Source organism: Nitrospirillum amazonense (assembly GCF_007828035.1).
Classification (GTDB): Bacteria; Pseudomonadota; Alphaproteobacteria; order Azospirillales; family Azospirillaceae; genus Nitrospirillum; species Nitrospirillum amazonense.
In genome coordinates, this window is the sequence record NZ_VITV01000004.1 from 532791 (window position 1) to 549119 (window position 16329).

Below are 16329 nucleotides of genomic sequence, written 5' to 3' on the forward strand. Positions count from 1 at the left end.
GCAACGGGGTCTGGAAGGGAAGGCGGGGGGCGATGGTTAGGGCAGGCGGGTCCGGGGGGGCCGCGCATACGCGTCATGCCATTGACAGGGGGGGCCATCGGTCGCACCTTCCCTCGACCATGATCCGCGTCCATGCCACTTGCGTCAGTGTTGGCGGTGCCGGCGTCCTCCTGCGGGGGCCGTCGGGGTCGGGCAAATCCGATTTGGCCCTGCGCCTGGTGGATGCGGGCGGTCTGCTGGTGGCCGACGACCAGGTGGATCTTGCCGCCGACCCCACGCGCACCCTGCTGACCGCCACCGCGCCCGAGCGTCTGGCTGGTTTGATCGAGGTGCGTGGACTGGGCATCCTGCCCGCCCCCGCCACCCCGTCGGCCTTTCTGCGCCTGGTGGTCGATCTGGTCGACCGCGACGCCGTTCCCCGCCTGCCCGTCCCCGCCGCCGTAACCCTGGCCGGCGTGGACGTGCCCCGCGCGGCCCTGTGGCCCTTCGCAGCATCCGCCCCCGCCGCCCTGCGCCTGGCTCTGGCGGCCTTGACCGCGGGGGCGCCCTTGATCCCCGCCGCCTTCGACGAGGTGGCCGCATGAGTGAGCTTCCCATGACCCGCCCGCCCGTGGTGGTGGTCACCGGCCTGTCCGGCGCCGGTCTTTCCACGGCGCTGAAGGCGCTGGAGGATTTGGGCTACGAGGCGGTGGATAACCTGCGCCTGTCGCTGCTGACCCATCTGGTGGAGCAGGCCAGCGACAGGCCGCTGGCCATCGGCATCGACAGCCGCACCCGCGATTTCTCCGCCGATGCCGTGGGCGCGGAACTGGACCGGTTGCGCAAGGCCGCGGGCCGAACCGTCAGCCTGCTGTTCATGGAGGCGTCCGACGAGGTGCTGCAGCGGCGCTACACGGAGACCCGCCGGCCCCATCCCTTGGCCACCGACCGGCCCGTGCCCGACGGCATCGCCCGGGAACGCGGCCTGCTGTGGTCCTTGCGTGACAACGCCGACGTGGTGGTCGACACGACCCAGCTTTCCATCCACGATGTCCGCCGTTTGCTGGGCGGGCATTTCCGGTTGGACACGGCGCCGTCGTTGCATGTCTTCGTGACCAGCTTCTCGTTCCGCCACGGCGTCCCGCGTGAGGCCGACCTGGTGTTCGACGTCCGTTTCCTCGACAATCCCCACTGGGTTCCCGATCTCCGGCCGCTGACCGGCAACGATCCGCCCGTGGGTGCCTTCATCGAGAAGGATGGCGACTTCCCCGCCTTCTTCGACAACCTCACCCGCTTGCTGGCCCCCCTGCTGCCCCGCTACCTGAACGAGGGCAAGCGCTACCTCACCATCGCCGTGGGGTGCACCGGGGGCCGCCATCGTTCCGTCTTTGTCGCCAACCGGCTGGCGGCATGGTTGCAAACCCAGGGCTCCCGGGTGGGCGTCGCCCACCGGGAATTGGACCGGTCCGGCGTGTCCCCGGAGCCCGCGCATGTCGTCAATAGGGAGACCCGATGATCGGTATGGTCCTCGTGACCCACGGCCGCCTGGCCGAGGAGTTCATACTGGCCCTCCAGCACGTGGTGGGGGAACAGGCACAAGTGCGCGCGGTCTGCATCGGGCCGGAAGATGACATGGAACAGCGGCGGGAAGATATTCTGGCCAAGGTCGCGGAGTGCGACACCGGCGACGGTGTGGTGGTCCTGACCGACATGTTCGGCGGCACGCCGTCCAACCTGGCCATCAGCACCATGGACCGCGCCAAGGTCGAGGTCATCGCCGGCGTGAACCTGCCCCTGCTGATCAAGCTGGCCTCGGTGCGCAAGACCGAGTCGCTGGAAAGCGCGGTGCAGGCCGCGCGCGAGGCGGGCCGTAAGTACATCAACGTCGCCTCCTCCCTGCTGGCGGATAACTGAGCCATGACGGGCGGGGGGGAAGGAAACGCGGGCGAATTCGGCCCGTCGCGCACGGCGCTGATCCAGAACCGGCGCGGCCTGCACGCCCGGGCGGCGGCCAAGTTCGTGAAGCTGGCGGCGGAGTTCGATGCCGAGGTGGAGGTGGAGCGGGGCGACACCCAGGTCAACGGGCAGTCCATCATGGGCCTGATGATGCTGGCGGCCGCCATCGGCACCTCCATCACGTTACGGGCGCGGGGGCCACAGGGGGAACAGGCGCTGGACGCCCTGGTCGCCCTGGTCGATCGCAAGTTCGATGAGGACTGAACGGCAAATGGCCGATCGCGCATCTGGCCGGGGCCGCACGACGAAGGCGGCGGCCGATCGTCTGCTGCGGGGCGTGGGGGTTTCCTCCGGTATCGCCATCGGGCCGGCGCATGTGGTGGACGCCAGCGCCCTGCTGGCGCCGGAATACGCCATTCCCGAGGCCGAGCTGGAGGCAGAGGTCCAGCGCTTCGCCACCGCCGCCGACAAGGCGCGCCGCCAGGTGCGCAAGCTGAAGACCAAGGCCTCCGGCCTGCCGGACAGCGCCGCGGAGGAGATCGGCTTCCTGCTGGACGCCCATTTCGCCATGCTGTCGGGCTCCCGCCTCATGCGCGGCGTGGAAAAACGCATCCGTCAGGAAAAGGTGAACGCCGAGGCCGCGGTCCAGGCGGAAATCACCAGCATCGCGCAGAGCTTCGCCGATATGGAGGACGCCTACCTGGCGGCCCGCATCGCCGATGTGCGCGAGGTGGGCCAGCGGCTGCTGCGCAACCTGATGCAGCACAAGTACCAGGCCTTCTCCTTCCTGCCGGAGGGCTGCATCGTCCTGGCGGAGGATTTGAGCCCCGCCGACACCGCCCTGATGGACCCGCGCCGCATCGCCGGCTTCGCCACCATGCTGGGCGGGCCGGAAGGCCATACCGCCATCATGGCGCGATCCCTCAGCCTACCGGCCGTGCTGGGCACCCTGGGCCTGCTGCAGGGCGTGCAGAATGGCGACACGGTGGTGGTGGACGGCATCGCCGGCCAGGTCTGCGTCAACCCCAGCCCGGACGTGCTGGACGGCTATCGCCGCCGCCGGGCTGAGCTGCTGGCCGAACGGGCGCAGCTGAAAAGCCTGCGCAAGCTGCCGGCCATCACCCGCGACGGCACCTCCGTCACCCTGAACGCCAACCTGGAACTGCCGCGTGAGCTGGACGGCGCCATCGAGGTGGGGGCGTCGGGCGTGGGGCTGCTGCGCACCGAGTTCCTGTTCATGAACCGCGAGGACCTGCCCGACGAGGATGAGCAGACGGAGATCCTGACCCGCATCGTCACCAGCATGGACGGCAAGCCGGTGACGGCCCGCACCCTGGACATCGGCGGGGAGAAGATCGCGACCGCCCTGCGGGGGTATTTCAGCGAGCCCACGAACCCCGCCCTGGGCTTGCGCGCCATCCGCCTGTCGCTGAAGGAACCCAAGCTGCTGGAAACCCAGCTGGCCGCCATGCTGCGCGCCGGGGCCCATGGCAACCTGCGCATCCTGCTGCCCATGATCAGCTCGGTGGCCGAGGTGCGGCGGGTGCGCGAGATCATGGCCACGGTGGTGCGCCGTCTGCGCCGCCGGGGGGTGAAGATCGCCCACCCCCTGCCCAAGCTGGGAATCATGATCGAGATACCGGGCGCCGCCCTGTCGGCCGACGGCCTGGCGCCCTTCTGCGACTTCTTCGCCATCGGCACCAACGACCTGATCCAGTACACCCTGGCCATCGACCGGGGCGACGAGCAGGTGGCTGACCTGTACGACCCCCTGCACCCTGCCGTGCTGCGCCTGGTGCAGTTCACCACCGAGGCGGCGCTGCGCGCCCGCATCCCCGTGTCCATCTGCGGTGAGATGGCGGGCGACCCGCGTTACACCGCTCTGCTGCTGGGCCTGGGCATTCGCGAGCTGTCCATGGCGCCCAACAACCTGCCCCTGGTGAAGCGCCGCCTGCGCGGGCTGGATCTGATCGAGGCCACCCGCCGCGCCCGCACCATCATGGACCAGACCGACCGGGGCCGCATCGCGGCCCTGCTGGACGACTTCAACGACGCCGCCGCGTGAAGTTCCCTCAGGCGCCGGGCGCCCGCGTCCGCGGGCTTGGCTTCCTCGCCTTTCAGTCCGCCTTCGGCTCCCCAAAAGGCTCCGGCGGACCCGGTCGGGTCCTACAGCGGCATGAATTAAGTTTTCATGCCGCTGAGGGGGGCGAGAATCAGCCGCTTGACGGGGTTCGGGTCTCTGATTCACCTTCAGGCGTGCCAGCATTGCTGGCATTGCCTGGGAGGATCCCGATGCCCACCGCCCTAACCGTCCGTGGCCTGGATGAGGACCTGGTGCGCCGCCTGAAGCTGCGCGCCGCCCGTCACGGCCGTTCCATGGAAGCCGAGTGCCGTGACATCCTGCGCCAGGCGCTGGCCAACGAGCCGCAGGACTTCCGCGCCCTCGCCTCTTCCCTGCGCCAGTCCCTGGCCGACCGCGCCCACCGCCCCGCCGGCGACGTCATGGCCGCCACGCGGGCCGAGACCTGGGCGGCCCTGCCGGAAGCCATTCCGTCGGACATGCCGGGCGAGGGAGAGGGCGCATGACCCTGCAGTTCGTCATCGACGCCTCGGTCGCCCTGCAATGGGTGGTGCCGGAGGCGACCAGCCCGGTGGCCGACCGCCTGCTGGGCCACCGCCTGCTGGCGCCCGACGTGCTGATGGGCGACTTGGCCCAGGTGCTGGGCGCCAAGGTGGCCCTGGGCGACCTGACGGCGGTGGAGGCGGCCACCGCCGCCATGGCCCTGCAAGGGGCGGAGGTGGAGCTGATGCCGTCACGCCCGCTGCTGGCCGATGCCGTGCGCCTGGCGGCGCAGCTGTCCCATCCGGCCCAGGATTGCCTGTACCTGGCCCTGGCCCAGGGCCTGCAGCTGGTCTACGTCACCGCCAACCCGGCCCTGGTGCGGTCCGTGCGCGGACCCCTGGGCGGCCGCCTGGCGGGGCGCGTGGTGCTGGTGCATGAGGTGGAGCGGTTCTTGAGGTAGTTCCCCCAGGCGGCGGGCGCGGCCTAGTGAGGCTACCGCCTCACCAACAAATGCACACATAAAGATGTCTTTATGCTTGCTGGCGAGGCGGCCCGCTGGTACACCCTGGCGCATCATCCCGCCCGGGCCGCCCAGGCTCGCCTCCGTGCGCCGGCGGGGCACCAAAGGAGCATCGTCCCCATGACCGCCTTCACCGATTACAAAGTCCAGGACATCGGCCTCGCCGGCTGGGGTCGCAAGGAAATCACCATCGCCGAGACCGAGATGCCGGGCCTGATGGCCCTGCGCACGGAATATGCGGGCAAGAAGCCGCTGGAAGGCGCCCGCATCGTCGGCTGCCTGCACATGACCATCCAGACCGCCGTGCTGATCGAGACGCTGGTGGACCTGGGCGCCACCGTGCGCTGGTCCTCTTGCAACATCTTTTCCACCCAGGATCACGCCGCCGCCGCCATCGCCGCCGCCAACATCCCGGTCTTCGCCTGGAAGGGCGAGACGGAGGAGGAGTTCTGGTGGTGCATCGAGCAGACGCTGCGCGGCCCCGACGGCTGGACCCCCAACATGATCCTGGACGACGGCGGCGACGTCACCCAGATCCTGCACGACAAGTACCCCGAGATGCTGGCGGACATCCGCGGCCTGTCGGAAGAGACCACCACGGGCGTGCATCGCCTGTATGAGATGATGAAGAAGGGCACGCTGAAGGTTCCGGCCATCAACGTGAACGACAGCGTCACGAAGTCCAAGTTCGACAACCTGTACGGCTGCCGCGAGAGCCTGGTGGACGGCATCAAGCGCGCCACCGACGTCATGATGGCCGGCAAGGTGGCAGTGGTCTGCGGCTACGGCGATGTGGGCAAGGGGTCCGCCGCCTCGCTGCGCAGCCAGGGCGCCCGCGTCATGGTGACCGAGATCGACCCCATCAACGCCCTGCAGGCCGCCATGGAAGGCTATCAGGTCGTCACGATGGAACAGGCCGCCCCCCTGGGCGACATCTTCGTCACCGCCACCGGCAACGTCGACGTCATCACGCTGGACCACATGCGTGAGATGAAGGACCGGGCCATCGTCTGCAACATCGGCCACTTCGACAGCGAAATCCAGATCGACGCCCTGCGCAACTACGTGTGGGAAGAGGTGAAGCCGCAGGTGGACGAGGTGGTGTTCCCCGACGGCAAGCGCCTGATCGTCCTGGCCAAAGGCCGCCTGGTGAACCTGGGCTGCGCCACCGGCCACCCCAGCTTCGTCATGTCCGCCAGCTTCACCAACCAGGTGCTGGCCCAGATCGAGCTGTGGAACAACGCCGACAAGTACGAGAACAAGGTCTATGTGCTGCCCAAGCACCTGGACGAGAAGGTGGCCCGCCTGCACCTGGCCAAGATCGGCGCCAATCTGACGACCTTGACCGACAAGCAGGCGGAGTACATCGCCGTCAGCCCGCAGGGCCCGTTCAAGCCGGATCACTACCGGTATTGAGAAGAACGCGGGGGCCCCGGTCCCAGCGGTTTCAGGGGAAGGCCGGGCCGTCGCGCTCGGCCTTTTCCTTTGGCGGAACGCGATAGCGGGCATCACTGTTTGGATTCCCAAAGGTTTGCCGCGAAAACGTAGCCTTCCGTTGGCTTGGCACCTACCCCGTCATTAACTAAGATTCGCGCGTCATGCCGAAGAACGCCACCACCCTGCCTCTAGCGCTGACTGTCGCCGCCCTGGCCGCGCCCGGGATCCCGTGCCTGCGCCTGGGATTTCCCGACCTGCCGCTGCCCCTGGTGCTGGCGGGGTCGGCCGCCAGCCTGGTGGTGGTGGGTATCTGCCTGACGCGCCTTACCCGCCAGCGCGCCCGGGTCGAGGCCCAGGCGGTGCGGGCCGACGCCTTGCTGGCCGGTTGCCCTGACGAATGGGTGGCCTGGCAGGACGGTCGCGTCATCGGCGCCAGCGCCAGCGCCGGCGCCTGGCTGGGCATCCCCGACCCGCAGCCTGGCAGCCGCCCGGATGAGATCACGCAGGCCTTCACCACGCCGGATGACGAGGCTTTGCGTCAGGCGCTGCGCGCTTTGGACACCGGTGGCACCCCCTTCACCCGCCAGCTGGCCTGCCATCAGGGCCGCCGCAGCCTGCTGGCGATCGGCCGCCGGGTGGCGCCGCCCGTCACCCCCGGCGACGGGGGCGACCCACCGGCGGCGCTCAGCGTGCTGTGGCTGCGCGATGTCACCGCCGCCACGGCGGACGCCAAGGCTCAGGAGCGGCGCCGCCAAGTGGCGGAGGAGGGCTTGGCCCAGTTCCGCGCCGCCCTGGACCTGCTGCCCTTCCCCCTGTGGATGCGGCGTGCCGATGGGGCGCTGGCCTGGTGCAACCAGGCCTACGGCACGGCGGTCGGCGTGCCGCCGGACGAGGTGGTGGCGCAGGGCGTGGAGCTGGTCACCGGTCCCGGCGCCGGCCAGTCACTCGCCGCCCGCGCCCTGTCGGGCCGGGAGCCGGCCTGGGAAAGCCGCTATGTCATCGTCGCCGGCCAGCGCCAGTTGCTGCGCCTGACGGAAACGCCCCTGGAGATGCCGCTGGAGGGGGGCGTCGCGCTGCTGGGCCACGCGCTGGATACCACCCGCGAGCAGGAATTGTCGTCGGAGCTTGAGCGCCACATCGCTGCCCATGCCGACGTGCTGGAGCACCTGGGCTCCGCCATCGCCATCTACGGCGCCGACACCAAGCTGAAGTTCCACAACCGCTCCTACGCCCGGCTGTGGGGCCTGGACGAGAGCTGGCTGGAGACCGAGCCCAGCTATGGCGAGGTGCTGGAGGATTTGCGCAGCCGCCGGCGCCTGCAGGAGGAGGTGGACTTTCCCCGGTGGAAGCGCGCGCAGCTGGCCCAGTTCACCAACCTGACGGAGCCGCGCGAGGACCTGACCCACCTGCCGGACGGCACCACCCTGCGCACCATCGCCGTCCCCCACCCCTTCGGCGGCCTGATGTTCGTGCTGGAGGATGTGACCAACGCGCTGGCCCTGGAATCGTCCTACAACACCCTGATGGCCGTGCAGCAGGAGACGCTGGACAATTTGGCGGAAGGGGTGGCCGTGTTCGGCGGCGACGGCCGGCTGAAGCTGTGGAACCCCTCCTTCGCCCGCATCTGGCGGCTGAAGGGACCGGACCTGAACGGTGAGCCGCACATCACCCAGGTGATCGACAAGCTGCAACCCCTGCTGGACCACGACGGCGACTGGCCGGCCCGCCGGCGCACCATGATCGCCGATCTCCTGGAACGGTCCAGCTACGCCGGCCGGCTGGAACGCACCGACCGGTCCATCGTCGACGTGTCCAACGTGCCGCTGCCCGATGGCGCCGTGCTGATCAGCGTGCTGGACATCACCGACAGCGTGCGGGTGGAAGAGGCGCTGCGCGCCAGCAATGAGGCGCTGGCGACCGCCGACCGCCTGAAATCGGAATTCATCGCCAATGTCTCCTACCAGCTGCGCACGCCCCTGAACGCCATCATGGGCTTCGCCGAAATCCTCAATAACCAGTATTTCGGCGCACTCAATGAACGCCAGGCGGACTACACCAAGGGCGTGCTGGAGGCCAGCCGCCGCCTGCTGGCCCTGATCAACGACATTCTGGATTTGGCCACCATTGAGGCCGGCTTCATGACCCTGGACCGCTCTCCCGTGGATGTCGGCCAGCTGCTGGAGGCGGTGTCGGGCTTGACCCTGGACTGGGCGCGCAAGCAGGACGTGACCCTGCTGGTGCAGGTGCCGTCCGACATCGGCAACCTCGACGCCGACGAGCGCCGGCTGAAGCAGGCGCTGTACAACCTGGTCAGCAACGCCGTGAAGTTCACGCCGCCCGGCGGCCAGGTCACCCTGTCGGCCAGGCGCCAGATGGGGGAGGGGGGGCCGGAGATGGTGCTGTCGGTCAGCGACACCGGCATCGGCATTCCCGCCGCCGACCGCCAGCGCGTTTTCAACAAGTTCGAGCGCGGCGAGGTGCAGAACCATCCCGCCGGCGCCGGCCTGGGCCTGTCATTGGTGAAAAGCTTCGTCGAGCTGCACGGCGGCCATGTGGAGATCAGCGACAGCGACCAGGGCACGCTGATCCAGTGTCATCTGCCATTACGGCAGAATGCCGTAATGGCGGTTTAGAGTGATGTTCCTCAAGCGCCGGCAGGCCCATACGGGCCTTTGGCTGTCCTCGGTTTTCAGTCCGCTGCCGCTCCCCGAAAACCTGCGGCGGACGCGGTCGCGTCCTAAAGCCTGGCCCAGAAGGGCCAGGCTTGTGGTGCTTCAAGACGCGATTTCCGGAATTACGCGCTGGTATCCACCTTGCCGGGGTTGGCGCCGGCCTTGGCGACGCAGACCATGGCCTCGCGCAGCAGGCGGCCCTGGATGGTGTAGCCGGGCTGCAGGATGGTGACGACGGTGCCGGCGGGCTTGTCCGTGCCGTCGACCTCGGCCACCACCTGGTGGAAGTTGGGGTCGAAGGGCTGGCCCATGGGTTCCAGTTTCACGATGCCGGCGCGGTCGAAGGCGGCGATCAACTGGCGCTCCGTCGCCTCCACGCCGGTCAGCAGGGTGTTGACCTGGTCGTTGCCGGCGCGGGTCTCGGCCGGGACGGCCTCGATGGCGCGGCGCAGGTTGTCGGCCACGGCCAGCAGTTCCTTGGCGAAGCCGGACACGGCGTACTTGGCGGTGTCCTCACGCTCCTTCTGGGCGCGGCGGCGGGTGTTCTCCGCCTCGGCCATGCTGCGCAGCAGCTGGTCCTTCAGGGACGCGACCTCGGCTTCCAGCGCGGCGACGGCGTCCGAGGATGCCGGCGCTTGCTGCTGGGGGGCGGCGTCGGTTTCGGGGGCGGTGGTCGTCTCGTTGTTATCGGTCATCTTAGCGGCAGTCTCAAAAAGGGTGCGGAACAACGGCGGCTCACCACCGCCGGAACGGGCAGAAGATAGGCATCCCGCGCCCGCCGCGCCAGAGGCGATGCGGGGATCCGGCCAGGAATAAAGCGCGGGTGGGCCGAATTGTTCGGCCGACGGTCGACCGGTCTACCCGATCATCCGGCTGATGACCTTGGCGGTGTAGTCCACCATGGGGATGATGCGGGCGTAGTTGATGCGCGTGGGCCCGATGACGCCGATGGCGCCCACGATCTGGTCCTTGCCGTTGGTGTAGGGCGAGACGATCAGGGAGCAGCCGGCATGGCTGAACAGATTGTTCTCGGCGCCGATGAAGATCTGCACGCCCTCCGCCTGGCCGGTGGCCTCCAGCAGGCGCATCATGGCGTCGCGCGTCTCCAGCGCCTCGAACAGGCTGCGGATGCGTTCCAGGTCCGACAGGGCGCTGACGTCGTCCAGCAGCTTGGCCTGGCCGCGCACGATCAGCACGCCGCTGTTGCGGCTGCCGGCCCAGGTGGCCATGCCGGTGTCCACCACCCGGCGGGTCAGTTCGTCCAGCTGGGTGCGCTGCTCTTCCGCCTCGGCCTGCAGCCGGGTGCGGGCCTCGGCCAGGGTGCGGCCCACCACGCGGGCGTTCAGGTAGTTGCTGGCCATCTGCAGGACGGAGGAGGGGATGCCCATGGGCACCTCCACCACCCGGTTCTCCACCAGGCCGTCCTCCGTCACCAGCACCACCAGGGCGCGGCCGGGCTGCAGGTTCACGAACTCGATATGTTTCAGCGGGCGGTCGGTCTTGGGCGCCATGACCAGCCCGGCGCAGGACGACAGGCCCGACAGCATGGTCGTCGCCTCCTCCAGCGCCTCGGGCAGGGACCGGCCGGAGGCGGCGCACTGGGCGTCGATGCTCTCCCGCTCGTCATCCGACAGGTCGCCCACCTCCAGCAGGCCGTTGACGAACAGGCGCAGGCCCACGTCCGTCGGCACGCGCCCGGCGGAGGTATGCGGCGCCTTCAGCAGGCCCAGCTCCTCCAGGTCCGCCATGACGTTGCGGATGGTGGCGGGCGACAGCGCGATGCCCAGGCGGCGCGACAGGGTGCGGCTGCCCACAGGCTCCCCGGTTTCGACATAGGCTTCCACGATCTGGCGGAAGATGTCGCGGGAGCGCTGGTTCAGCTCGGTGATCATGCCTGGGGGTGGGGCCTGATGGATGGGGAGGGATGCCCTTAAATCTAATGATGGACGGCGGTGTTATCAATCATCGCCGGGGCCGCCCGCCACATCCGGGGTGGACAGGGCGATGGTTCCGTCGCTAGGTAGGGCCTTCAAAACACCCTATGACAGCTACGGGACCGCCCCGCCATGACCCGCCCCTCCGGCCGCGCCGCCGACCAGCTCCGCGCCGTCTCGCTTGAGACCGGCTTCGCCAAGTACGCCGAAGGCTCCTGCCTCGTGCGCTTCGGCGACACCCACGTGCTGTGCACGGCCAGTGTCGAGGAAAAGGTGCCGCCCTTCCTGCGCGGCCAGGGCCTGGGCTGGGTAACGGCGGAATACGGCATGCTGCCCCGCGCCACCCACAGCCGCACCGACCGTGAGGCCGCCAAGGGCAAGCAGTCCGGCCGCACCCAGGAAATCCAGCGCCTGATCGGCCGCGCGCTGCGCGCCGTCACCGATCGCAAGGCCATGGGCGAAATCCAGGTGAAGATCGACTGCGATGTGCTGCAGGCCGACGGCGGCACCCGCACCGCCGCCATCACCGGCAGCTACGTCGCCCTGCACCAGGCCTTCACCCACCTGATGCGCATCGGCGTGCTGAAGCAGATCCCCCTGATCGACAGCGTGGCCGCCATCTCCTGCGGCATCTACAACGGCCAGGCCGTGCTGGACCTGGACTATGCCGAGGACAGCAACGCCCAGGCCGACGCCAACTTCGTCCTGACCGGCGCCGGTGGCATCGTGGAAATCCAGGGCACGGCCGAGGAACGCCCCTTCGACGAGGCGCAGTTCAACGAGCTGCTGCGCCTGGCCCGCCACGGCATCACCCAGATGACCGCCCTGCAGAAGACGGCCCTGGGGCTCTGACCGCAGCAAACCCAGATGAGTTCCCTAGGGGCTTGGCGTCACAGTCAAGCCCCTAGGCCCCGACCGGGGCCGCCGGAGTTTTCCGGGGAGCGTAGCGGACTGGAAAACGAGGATAAGCCAAGGGGCGGATGCCCCGCCGGCGTCTGAGGCGAACGAATGACAAACCGCAAATTCACCGGCGACACCCTGATCATCGCCACCCACAACAAGGGCAAGGTGAAGGAGATCGCGGCCCTGCTGGGCGATCACGTCGCCCACTTCCCCACGGCGGGGGAGCTGGGCCTGCCCGAGCCGGAGGAGACCGGCCTGACCTTCCGCGAGAACGCGGAGCTGAAGGCTCTGGCGGCGGCCAAGGCGGCGGGCAAGCCGGCGCTGGCGGACGACAGCGGCATGGCGGTGGTGGCGCTGGACGGCGCCCCCGGCATCTATTCCGCCCGCTGGGCCGGGCCGGAAAAGGACTTCGCCGCCGCCATGGCCCGGGTGGAGCGGGAGCTGCCGCCCGGCGCGGCGCGCGACGCCAGCTTCATCTGCGCCCTCACCATCGCCTGGCCGGACGGCCACGTGGAAACGGTGCAGGGCGAGGTGCACGGCCAGCTGGTCAACCCGCCGCGCGGCGACCGGGGCTTCGGCTATGACCCCATGTTCGTCCAGGACGGCTACACCGTGACCTATGGCGAGATGGAGCCGCACGAGAAGCACGCCATCAGCCACCGGGCCCAGGCCTTCCGCCAGTTGGTGGAGCGATGCTTCCGCTGACCGACACGGTACCGGGCGGCTTCGGCCTCTACGTGCACTGGCCGTTCTGCGCCAGCAAATGCCCTTATTGCGACTTCAATAGCCATGTCCGCGAGGGCGTGGACCAGGCCCGCTGGCGTGCCGCGATGCTGCGGGAGATGGACCATTTCGCCGCGCGGGTGCCAGTGGGGCGCCGTCTCAGCAGCGTCTTCTTCGGCGGCGGCACCCCCTCGCTCATGCCGCCGGAAACGGTGGCGGCCATCCTGGAACGGGCCAACCACCATTGGGGAATCACCGATGGCGTCGAGGTGACGCTGGAGGCCAACCCCACCTCGTCCGAGGCGGCGCGCTTCGCCGGGTTCCGCGCCGCTGGCGTCAACCGCCTGTCCATGGGCATCCAGGCCCTGAACGACGCCGACCTCAAGGTGCTGGGCCGCAAGCATTCCGCGTCCGAGGCGATGGCCGCCATCGCCATGGCCAAGGGCATCTTCGATCGTTTCAGTTTCGATCTGATCTACGCCCGCCCTGGCCAGACCGTGGCGGTGTGGCAGGATGAATTGTCCCAGGCGCTGGACATGGCGGTGGGCCACCTGTCGCTGTACCAGTTGACCATCGAGGAAGGCACCCAGTTCCACACCCTGCACCAGCGCGGCGACCTGGTGGTGCCGGATGAGGACCTGGCCGGCGACCTGTATGAGGCGACGCAAGTCCTGCTGAACCAGGCCGGCATGCCGGCGTACGAGGTTTCCAACCACGCCCGCCCGGGGCAGGAAAGCCGGCACAACCTGGTCTATTGGCGCTATGGCGACTATGTCGGCATCGGCCCCGGCGCCCACGGCCGCCTGACGCTGGGCACATCAGGGGGGGGCGGCCAGAAGATCGCCACCCGCACCCACCGCGCCCCGGAAATCTGGCTGCAGCGGGTGGAGGAAGGCGGCACCGGCGCCCATGCCGATGAGGGGGTGACGCCCGAGCAGCGCGGCCGCGAGGCCCTGATGATGGGCCTGCGCCTGGCCGAGGGCGTCAGCCTGTCGCGCCTGACGGCCGAGGCGGGCGGCATGGTTCCGGTGGATATGGCAGCGGTAGACCGCCTGTCCCGCCACGGCCTGCTGACCCTGGACGGCGACCGCCTGACCGCCACGGCGGATGGCCGGCAGCGGCTGAACGGCGTGCTGGCGGCGCTGCTCGGGTGAAATTATTCTTGCCTTATTAATAATGCTTCGAAGAGATCTAGTTGCGTTGGAGTTGCATTGTGCTTTGCGCGCCACCTGACATAGAACAAAAATGAGGGCTCGATTATATATAATTTATTTTCATTTTGTATCCATTCTATTAATTCAAAGCCACGTGTTTCTTGAAATGTCTTTAACGCTCCAAGAGTAGAGTTAAGAGAGGCGGCAGGAGGTGGCTTTTGATTTTCTAGAGGAAGCTTTTTCAGTCTTTCATTTATTTCTGATCGAGTTAGGGAGAATTTAATAGGATTTAGCGTGAAGCAAGCGATGACGAGCTCGTATGTGTTGTATTTTCTTGTTTTTTCTTTTGGTCCGCGAATTAAAGTGGCGTAGTGGCTGGCAAATTGTAGGTACTTTGTGTTTGCTGTATCATGCATACAGGATAGCAGAATATCTTCCGTTATTCTAAAATTTGACTGTCTTGCTTGTTGTACTGTTGCGATATTTTTACTTTGGAAAATAGAGAGGCATATTTGCTGAACTACTATCGGGAGTCCGACAGCTTCTTCAGCTATTTTTCTAATGAGCGATTTTGATATTCTTTGCTCCAGGTGTCCAAAACCCTGGATACAAATAGCTTCGAGATCGGGGCATTCCCAATGGCCAACATCAATTTGAGCTATGCGTCCGATTAAATCTTTATTACTGTTAGCAATATCGACCGCTCTATGCGTTGTACCAAGGACCAGCACGGAAACTTCTTCATCTATAAAACCTTTCCATTGTTGAAAAAGTAATATCTTCTCGTCGTCATTTAGATAATGGAAATCTTCAATAACAAGAACATAATTAGTCTCTTTCAATATTGGTATAAGAAGGTCTGGGCCTGCCTCAGATAATATCTTCTTCTTTATATCCGTCTCTCCCGTATCTCGGGCTATGGTTCCTTTTATTCTAATGGCTGTATTCGCAAGCCATTTCCAACCAAAGGCTCCGCTGCCTTCAAGTTCGCCGGAAATTTTCGATGTTTTTTGAGTTGATATACTTTCTATTCTATCGAAATCAACGGCCTCCAAAGCTTTTTTCCATATGTCATCGCATTTTGTTTTCTTGTCACATCGAACAATAAGAGGTTCTTTTCCGATATTTGAAATTACTTCTCTGTAAAGAGTTGTTTTTCCTGTCTTTGATGGTCCCGTAATTAAGCAAAGTTGTCCCGATTCCTCGATTGCGCTCTTCAGCTTTCTCTCCAGACTACCGCTATCTCTTTTTACATAAGTAACAGTCGGTTGTCCGGTGGCTTTAAATATGTCAGCAATTCTTTCAGAAGCCTCGGGCATGGGATTTTCCAGTTCTTGCGGAAGCGACGATGCGAACGAGTCCTCTATCGAGAGGCAATACTTAGTAAAGTATCAGCTCCGGTGTGCACGTCAAAGAAAGCAATTGAACTGGCTAGTTACTAGATCACTGTCAGCACCGCCTTCGTTGTCGCCACAGTGGCGTACCGGCCGCCCATGTTGGCCAGCGCCTGACCGCCACGGCGGATGGCCGTCAGCGGCTGAACGGCGTGCTGGCGGCTGCTGCTGGGATAAGACACCCCCCTGCGTCATATTGCGCTGTCCACCGAGCTTGAGGGCTTGGCCGGCCGGTGCCATGCTTGCGTGTGCCGGACCCTTTGCAACCAGGCCATTCCCCCATGCCCGCGTTATCCCGCCTGCCTGCCGCCGCTCTGCGCCGGATACTTTGCTGCGCCCTGGTCATGGGGGCGGCATTCAGCCTGGAACCCGCGGCGGCCGCCGGCATCCCCTTCGTCGGTTGCCCCGCCGATGGCCAGATGGGGCCGCAGGCCGCGCCCAGGAAAGGGACCGTTCCGTCCTTAGCCCCCGCGCTGGCCGCCAGGGCGGCGGGGCGTTTGGCCTATTACGCGGGGCCGGCCGAGGCCGGTGGTATTGGCAGCTTCGCGCCCAAGGGCTGGCACTGCTTCGCCCTCTATGGCTCCAACGGTTCCCAACTGCTGGTGACGGCCAACCCCCTCGCCAGCCCCGACCTGATCAAGGCGGCCCAGCAAATTCAGGGTCCGGCCCTGCAAGTGGCCTGGCTGGACGGTGATACGTCGGGCCGGTTCGAGGTGGCCAAGATCGCCGCCCGCCTATTTCCTGTCGCCAAGGATTATGTCCAGGGCGTGATGGACGAAGGGTTGGCGGACAAGTCGGAGTTCGCCTGGGGGCCCTATCCGACGGACACGGTCGTGCGCCACAGCCCCACTTCGGTGGATTTCGTGACGCCCGCCGGACAAAAGGGCCTGGGCACGGCCAGCCATCTCACCCCAGGGCCCCTGCCCATCATCGGCAGCGTCTTGCTGTTCCCGGATGACGACATGGCCTTGCGCCAGCTGGTCGTGCGCCTGCCGCCGGAGATGGCGGACCTGGGCCCCATCATCCAGGCGGCGTTCCGGCCGGAGTAGCGAAGCGCCTTCTGGAATTATGACAATCAGGGTCCTTGTCCTTAA

17 protein-coding genes are annotated in these 16329 nt (G+C 66.5%); 13 read left to right on the forward strand and 4 right to left on the reverse strand.

Features of this window, described 5'->3' with window-relative positions:
- Window positions 1-119 precede the first annotated feature (119 nt).
- The 9 genes from FBZ87_RS13995 (at window position 120) to FBZ87_RS14035 (ending at window position 9088) form a co-directional block, all read left to right on the forward strand.
- The gene (locus FBZ87_RS13995) at window positions 120-584 is read left to right on the forward strand and encodes an HPr kinase/phosphorylase (protein WP_145610889.1); all 465 of its coding nucleotides are present in this window, start codon (window positions 120-122) and stop codon (window positions 582-584) included.
- Window positions 581-1495, forward strand: a complete 915-nt coding sequence (gene rapZ, locus FBZ87_RS14000) for an RNase adapter RapZ (protein WP_145610890.1) — start codon at window positions 581-583, stop codon at window positions 1493-1495. The genes FBZ87_RS13995 and rapZ overlap by 4 nt, the downstream gene beginning before the upstream one ends.
- Window positions 1492-1893, forward strand: coding sequence for a PTS sugar transporter subunit IIA (locus FBZ87_RS14005; protein ID WP_088872337.1), 402 nt, complete (start codon window positions 1492-1494; stop codon window positions 1891-1893). The genes rapZ and FBZ87_RS14005 overlap by 4 nt, the downstream gene beginning before the upstream one ends.
- A 3-nt stretch (window positions 1894-1896) precedes the next feature.
- Entirely contained in the window at window positions 1897-2199 is a 303-nt protein-coding gene (locus tag FBZ87_RS14010) for an HPr family phosphocarrier protein (RefSeq protein WP_145610891.1), read from the forward strand.
- 7 nt (window positions 2200-2206) lie between these two features.
- Window positions 2207-4000, forward strand: coding sequence for a phosphoenolpyruvate--protein phosphotransferase (gene ptsP, locus FBZ87_RS14015; RefSeq protein WP_145610892.1), 1794 nt, complete (start codon window positions 2207-2209; stop codon window positions 3998-4000).
- Window positions 4001-4227: 227 nt separating this feature from the next.
- A complete protein-coding gene (locus FBZ87_RS14020) occupies window positions 4228-4521 on the forward strand; it encodes a FitA-like ribbon-helix-helix domain-containing protein (RefSeq protein ID WP_145610893.1) in 294 nt (97 codons plus the stop codon).
- Window positions 4518-4958, forward strand: a complete 441-nt coding sequence (locus FBZ87_RS14025; RefSeq protein ID WP_145610894.1) for a type II toxin-antitoxin system VapC family toxin — start codon at window positions 4518-4520, stop codon at window positions 4956-4958. The genes FBZ87_RS14020 and FBZ87_RS14025 overlap by 4 nt, the downstream gene beginning before the upstream one ends.
- Window positions 4959-5138: 180 nt before the next feature.
- Window positions 5139-6434, forward strand: a complete 1296-nt coding sequence (gene ahcY / locus FBZ87_RS14030) for an adenosylhomocysteinase (RefSeq protein ID WP_145610895.1) — start codon at window positions 5139-5141, stop codon at window positions 6432-6434.
- A 182-nt stretch (window positions 6435-6616) separates the two neighbouring features.
- On the forward strand, window positions 6617-9088 hold the full coding sequence (locus FBZ87_RS14035) for a sensor histidine kinase (protein WP_145610896.1): 2472 nt from the start codon (window positions 6617-6619) through the stop codon (window positions 9086-9088).
- 161 nt (window positions 9089-9249) lie between these two features.
- On the opposite strand, the gene grpE is transcribed toward FBZ87_RS14035, so the two are convergent.
- Together grpE and hrcA are read right to left on the reverse strand one after the other, a co-directional pair.
- The gene (grpE, locus tag FBZ87_RS14040; RefSeq protein ID WP_145610897.1) at window positions 9250-9822 is read right to left on the reverse strand and encodes a nucleotide exchange factor GrpE; all 573 of its coding nucleotides are present in this window, start codon (window positions 9820-9822) and stop codon (window positions 9250-9252) included.
- 162 nt (window positions 9823-9984) lie between these two features.
- Complete coding sequence (gene hrcA / locus FBZ87_RS14045; protein WP_145610898.1) at window positions 9985-11019, reverse strand: heat-inducible transcriptional repressor HrcA; 1035 nt, start codon at window positions 11017-11019, stop codon at window positions 9985-9987.
- Window positions 11020-11193: 174 nt separating this feature from the next.
- Here hrcA and rph point away from each other — a divergent pair, with 174 nt between their 5' ends.
- The 3 genes from rph to hemW all read left to right on the forward strand — a co-directional run bounded on the left by rph (window position 11194) and on the right by hemW (window position 13841).
- On the forward strand, window positions 11194-11913 hold the full coding sequence (rph, locus tag FBZ87_RS14050) for a ribonuclease PH (RefSeq protein WP_145610899.1): 720 nt from the start codon (window positions 11194-11196) through the stop codon (window positions 11911-11913).
- Between the two features lie 156 nt (window positions 11914-12069).
- Window positions 12070-12669 (forward strand): RdgB/HAM1 family non-canonical purine NTP pyrophosphatase, encoded by a 600-nt coding sequence (gene rdgB, locus FBZ87_RS14055; RefSeq protein ID WP_145610900.1) that lies wholly within the window; start codon window positions 12070-12072, stop codon window positions 12667-12669.
- The gene (hemW, locus tag FBZ87_RS14060; RefSeq protein WP_145610901.1) at window positions 12657-13841 is read left to right on the forward strand and encodes a radical SAM family heme chaperone HemW; all 1185 of its coding nucleotides are present in this window, start codon (window positions 12657-12659) and stop codon (window positions 13839-13841) included. The genes rdgB and hemW overlap by 13 nt, the downstream gene beginning before the upstream one ends.
- 2 nt (window positions 13842-13843) lie before the next feature.
- On the opposite strand, the gene FBZ87_RS14065 is transcribed toward hemW, so the two are convergent.
- Window positions 13844-15160, reverse strand: a complete 1317-nt coding sequence (locus tag FBZ87_RS14065) for a P-loop NTPase family protein (RefSeq protein WP_145610902.1) — start codon at window positions 15158-15160, stop codon at window positions 13844-13846.
- A gap of 119 nt (window positions 15161-15279) precedes the next feature.
- Window positions 15280-15417: a hypothetical protein gene (locus FBZ87_RS29195; protein WP_186454750.1), complete on the reverse strand. Its 138-nt coding sequence runs from the start codon at window positions 15415-15417 to the stop codon at window positions 15280-15282.
- Between the two features lie 99 nt (window positions 15418-15516).
- On the opposite strand from FBZ87_RS29195, the gene FBZ87_RS14070 reads away from it, so the two are divergent.
- Entirely contained in the window at window positions 15517-16284 is a 768-nt protein-coding gene (locus FBZ87_RS14070; protein WP_145610903.1) for a hypothetical protein, read from the forward strand.
- The last annotated feature ends 45 nt before the right edge of the window (window positions 16285-16329 follow it).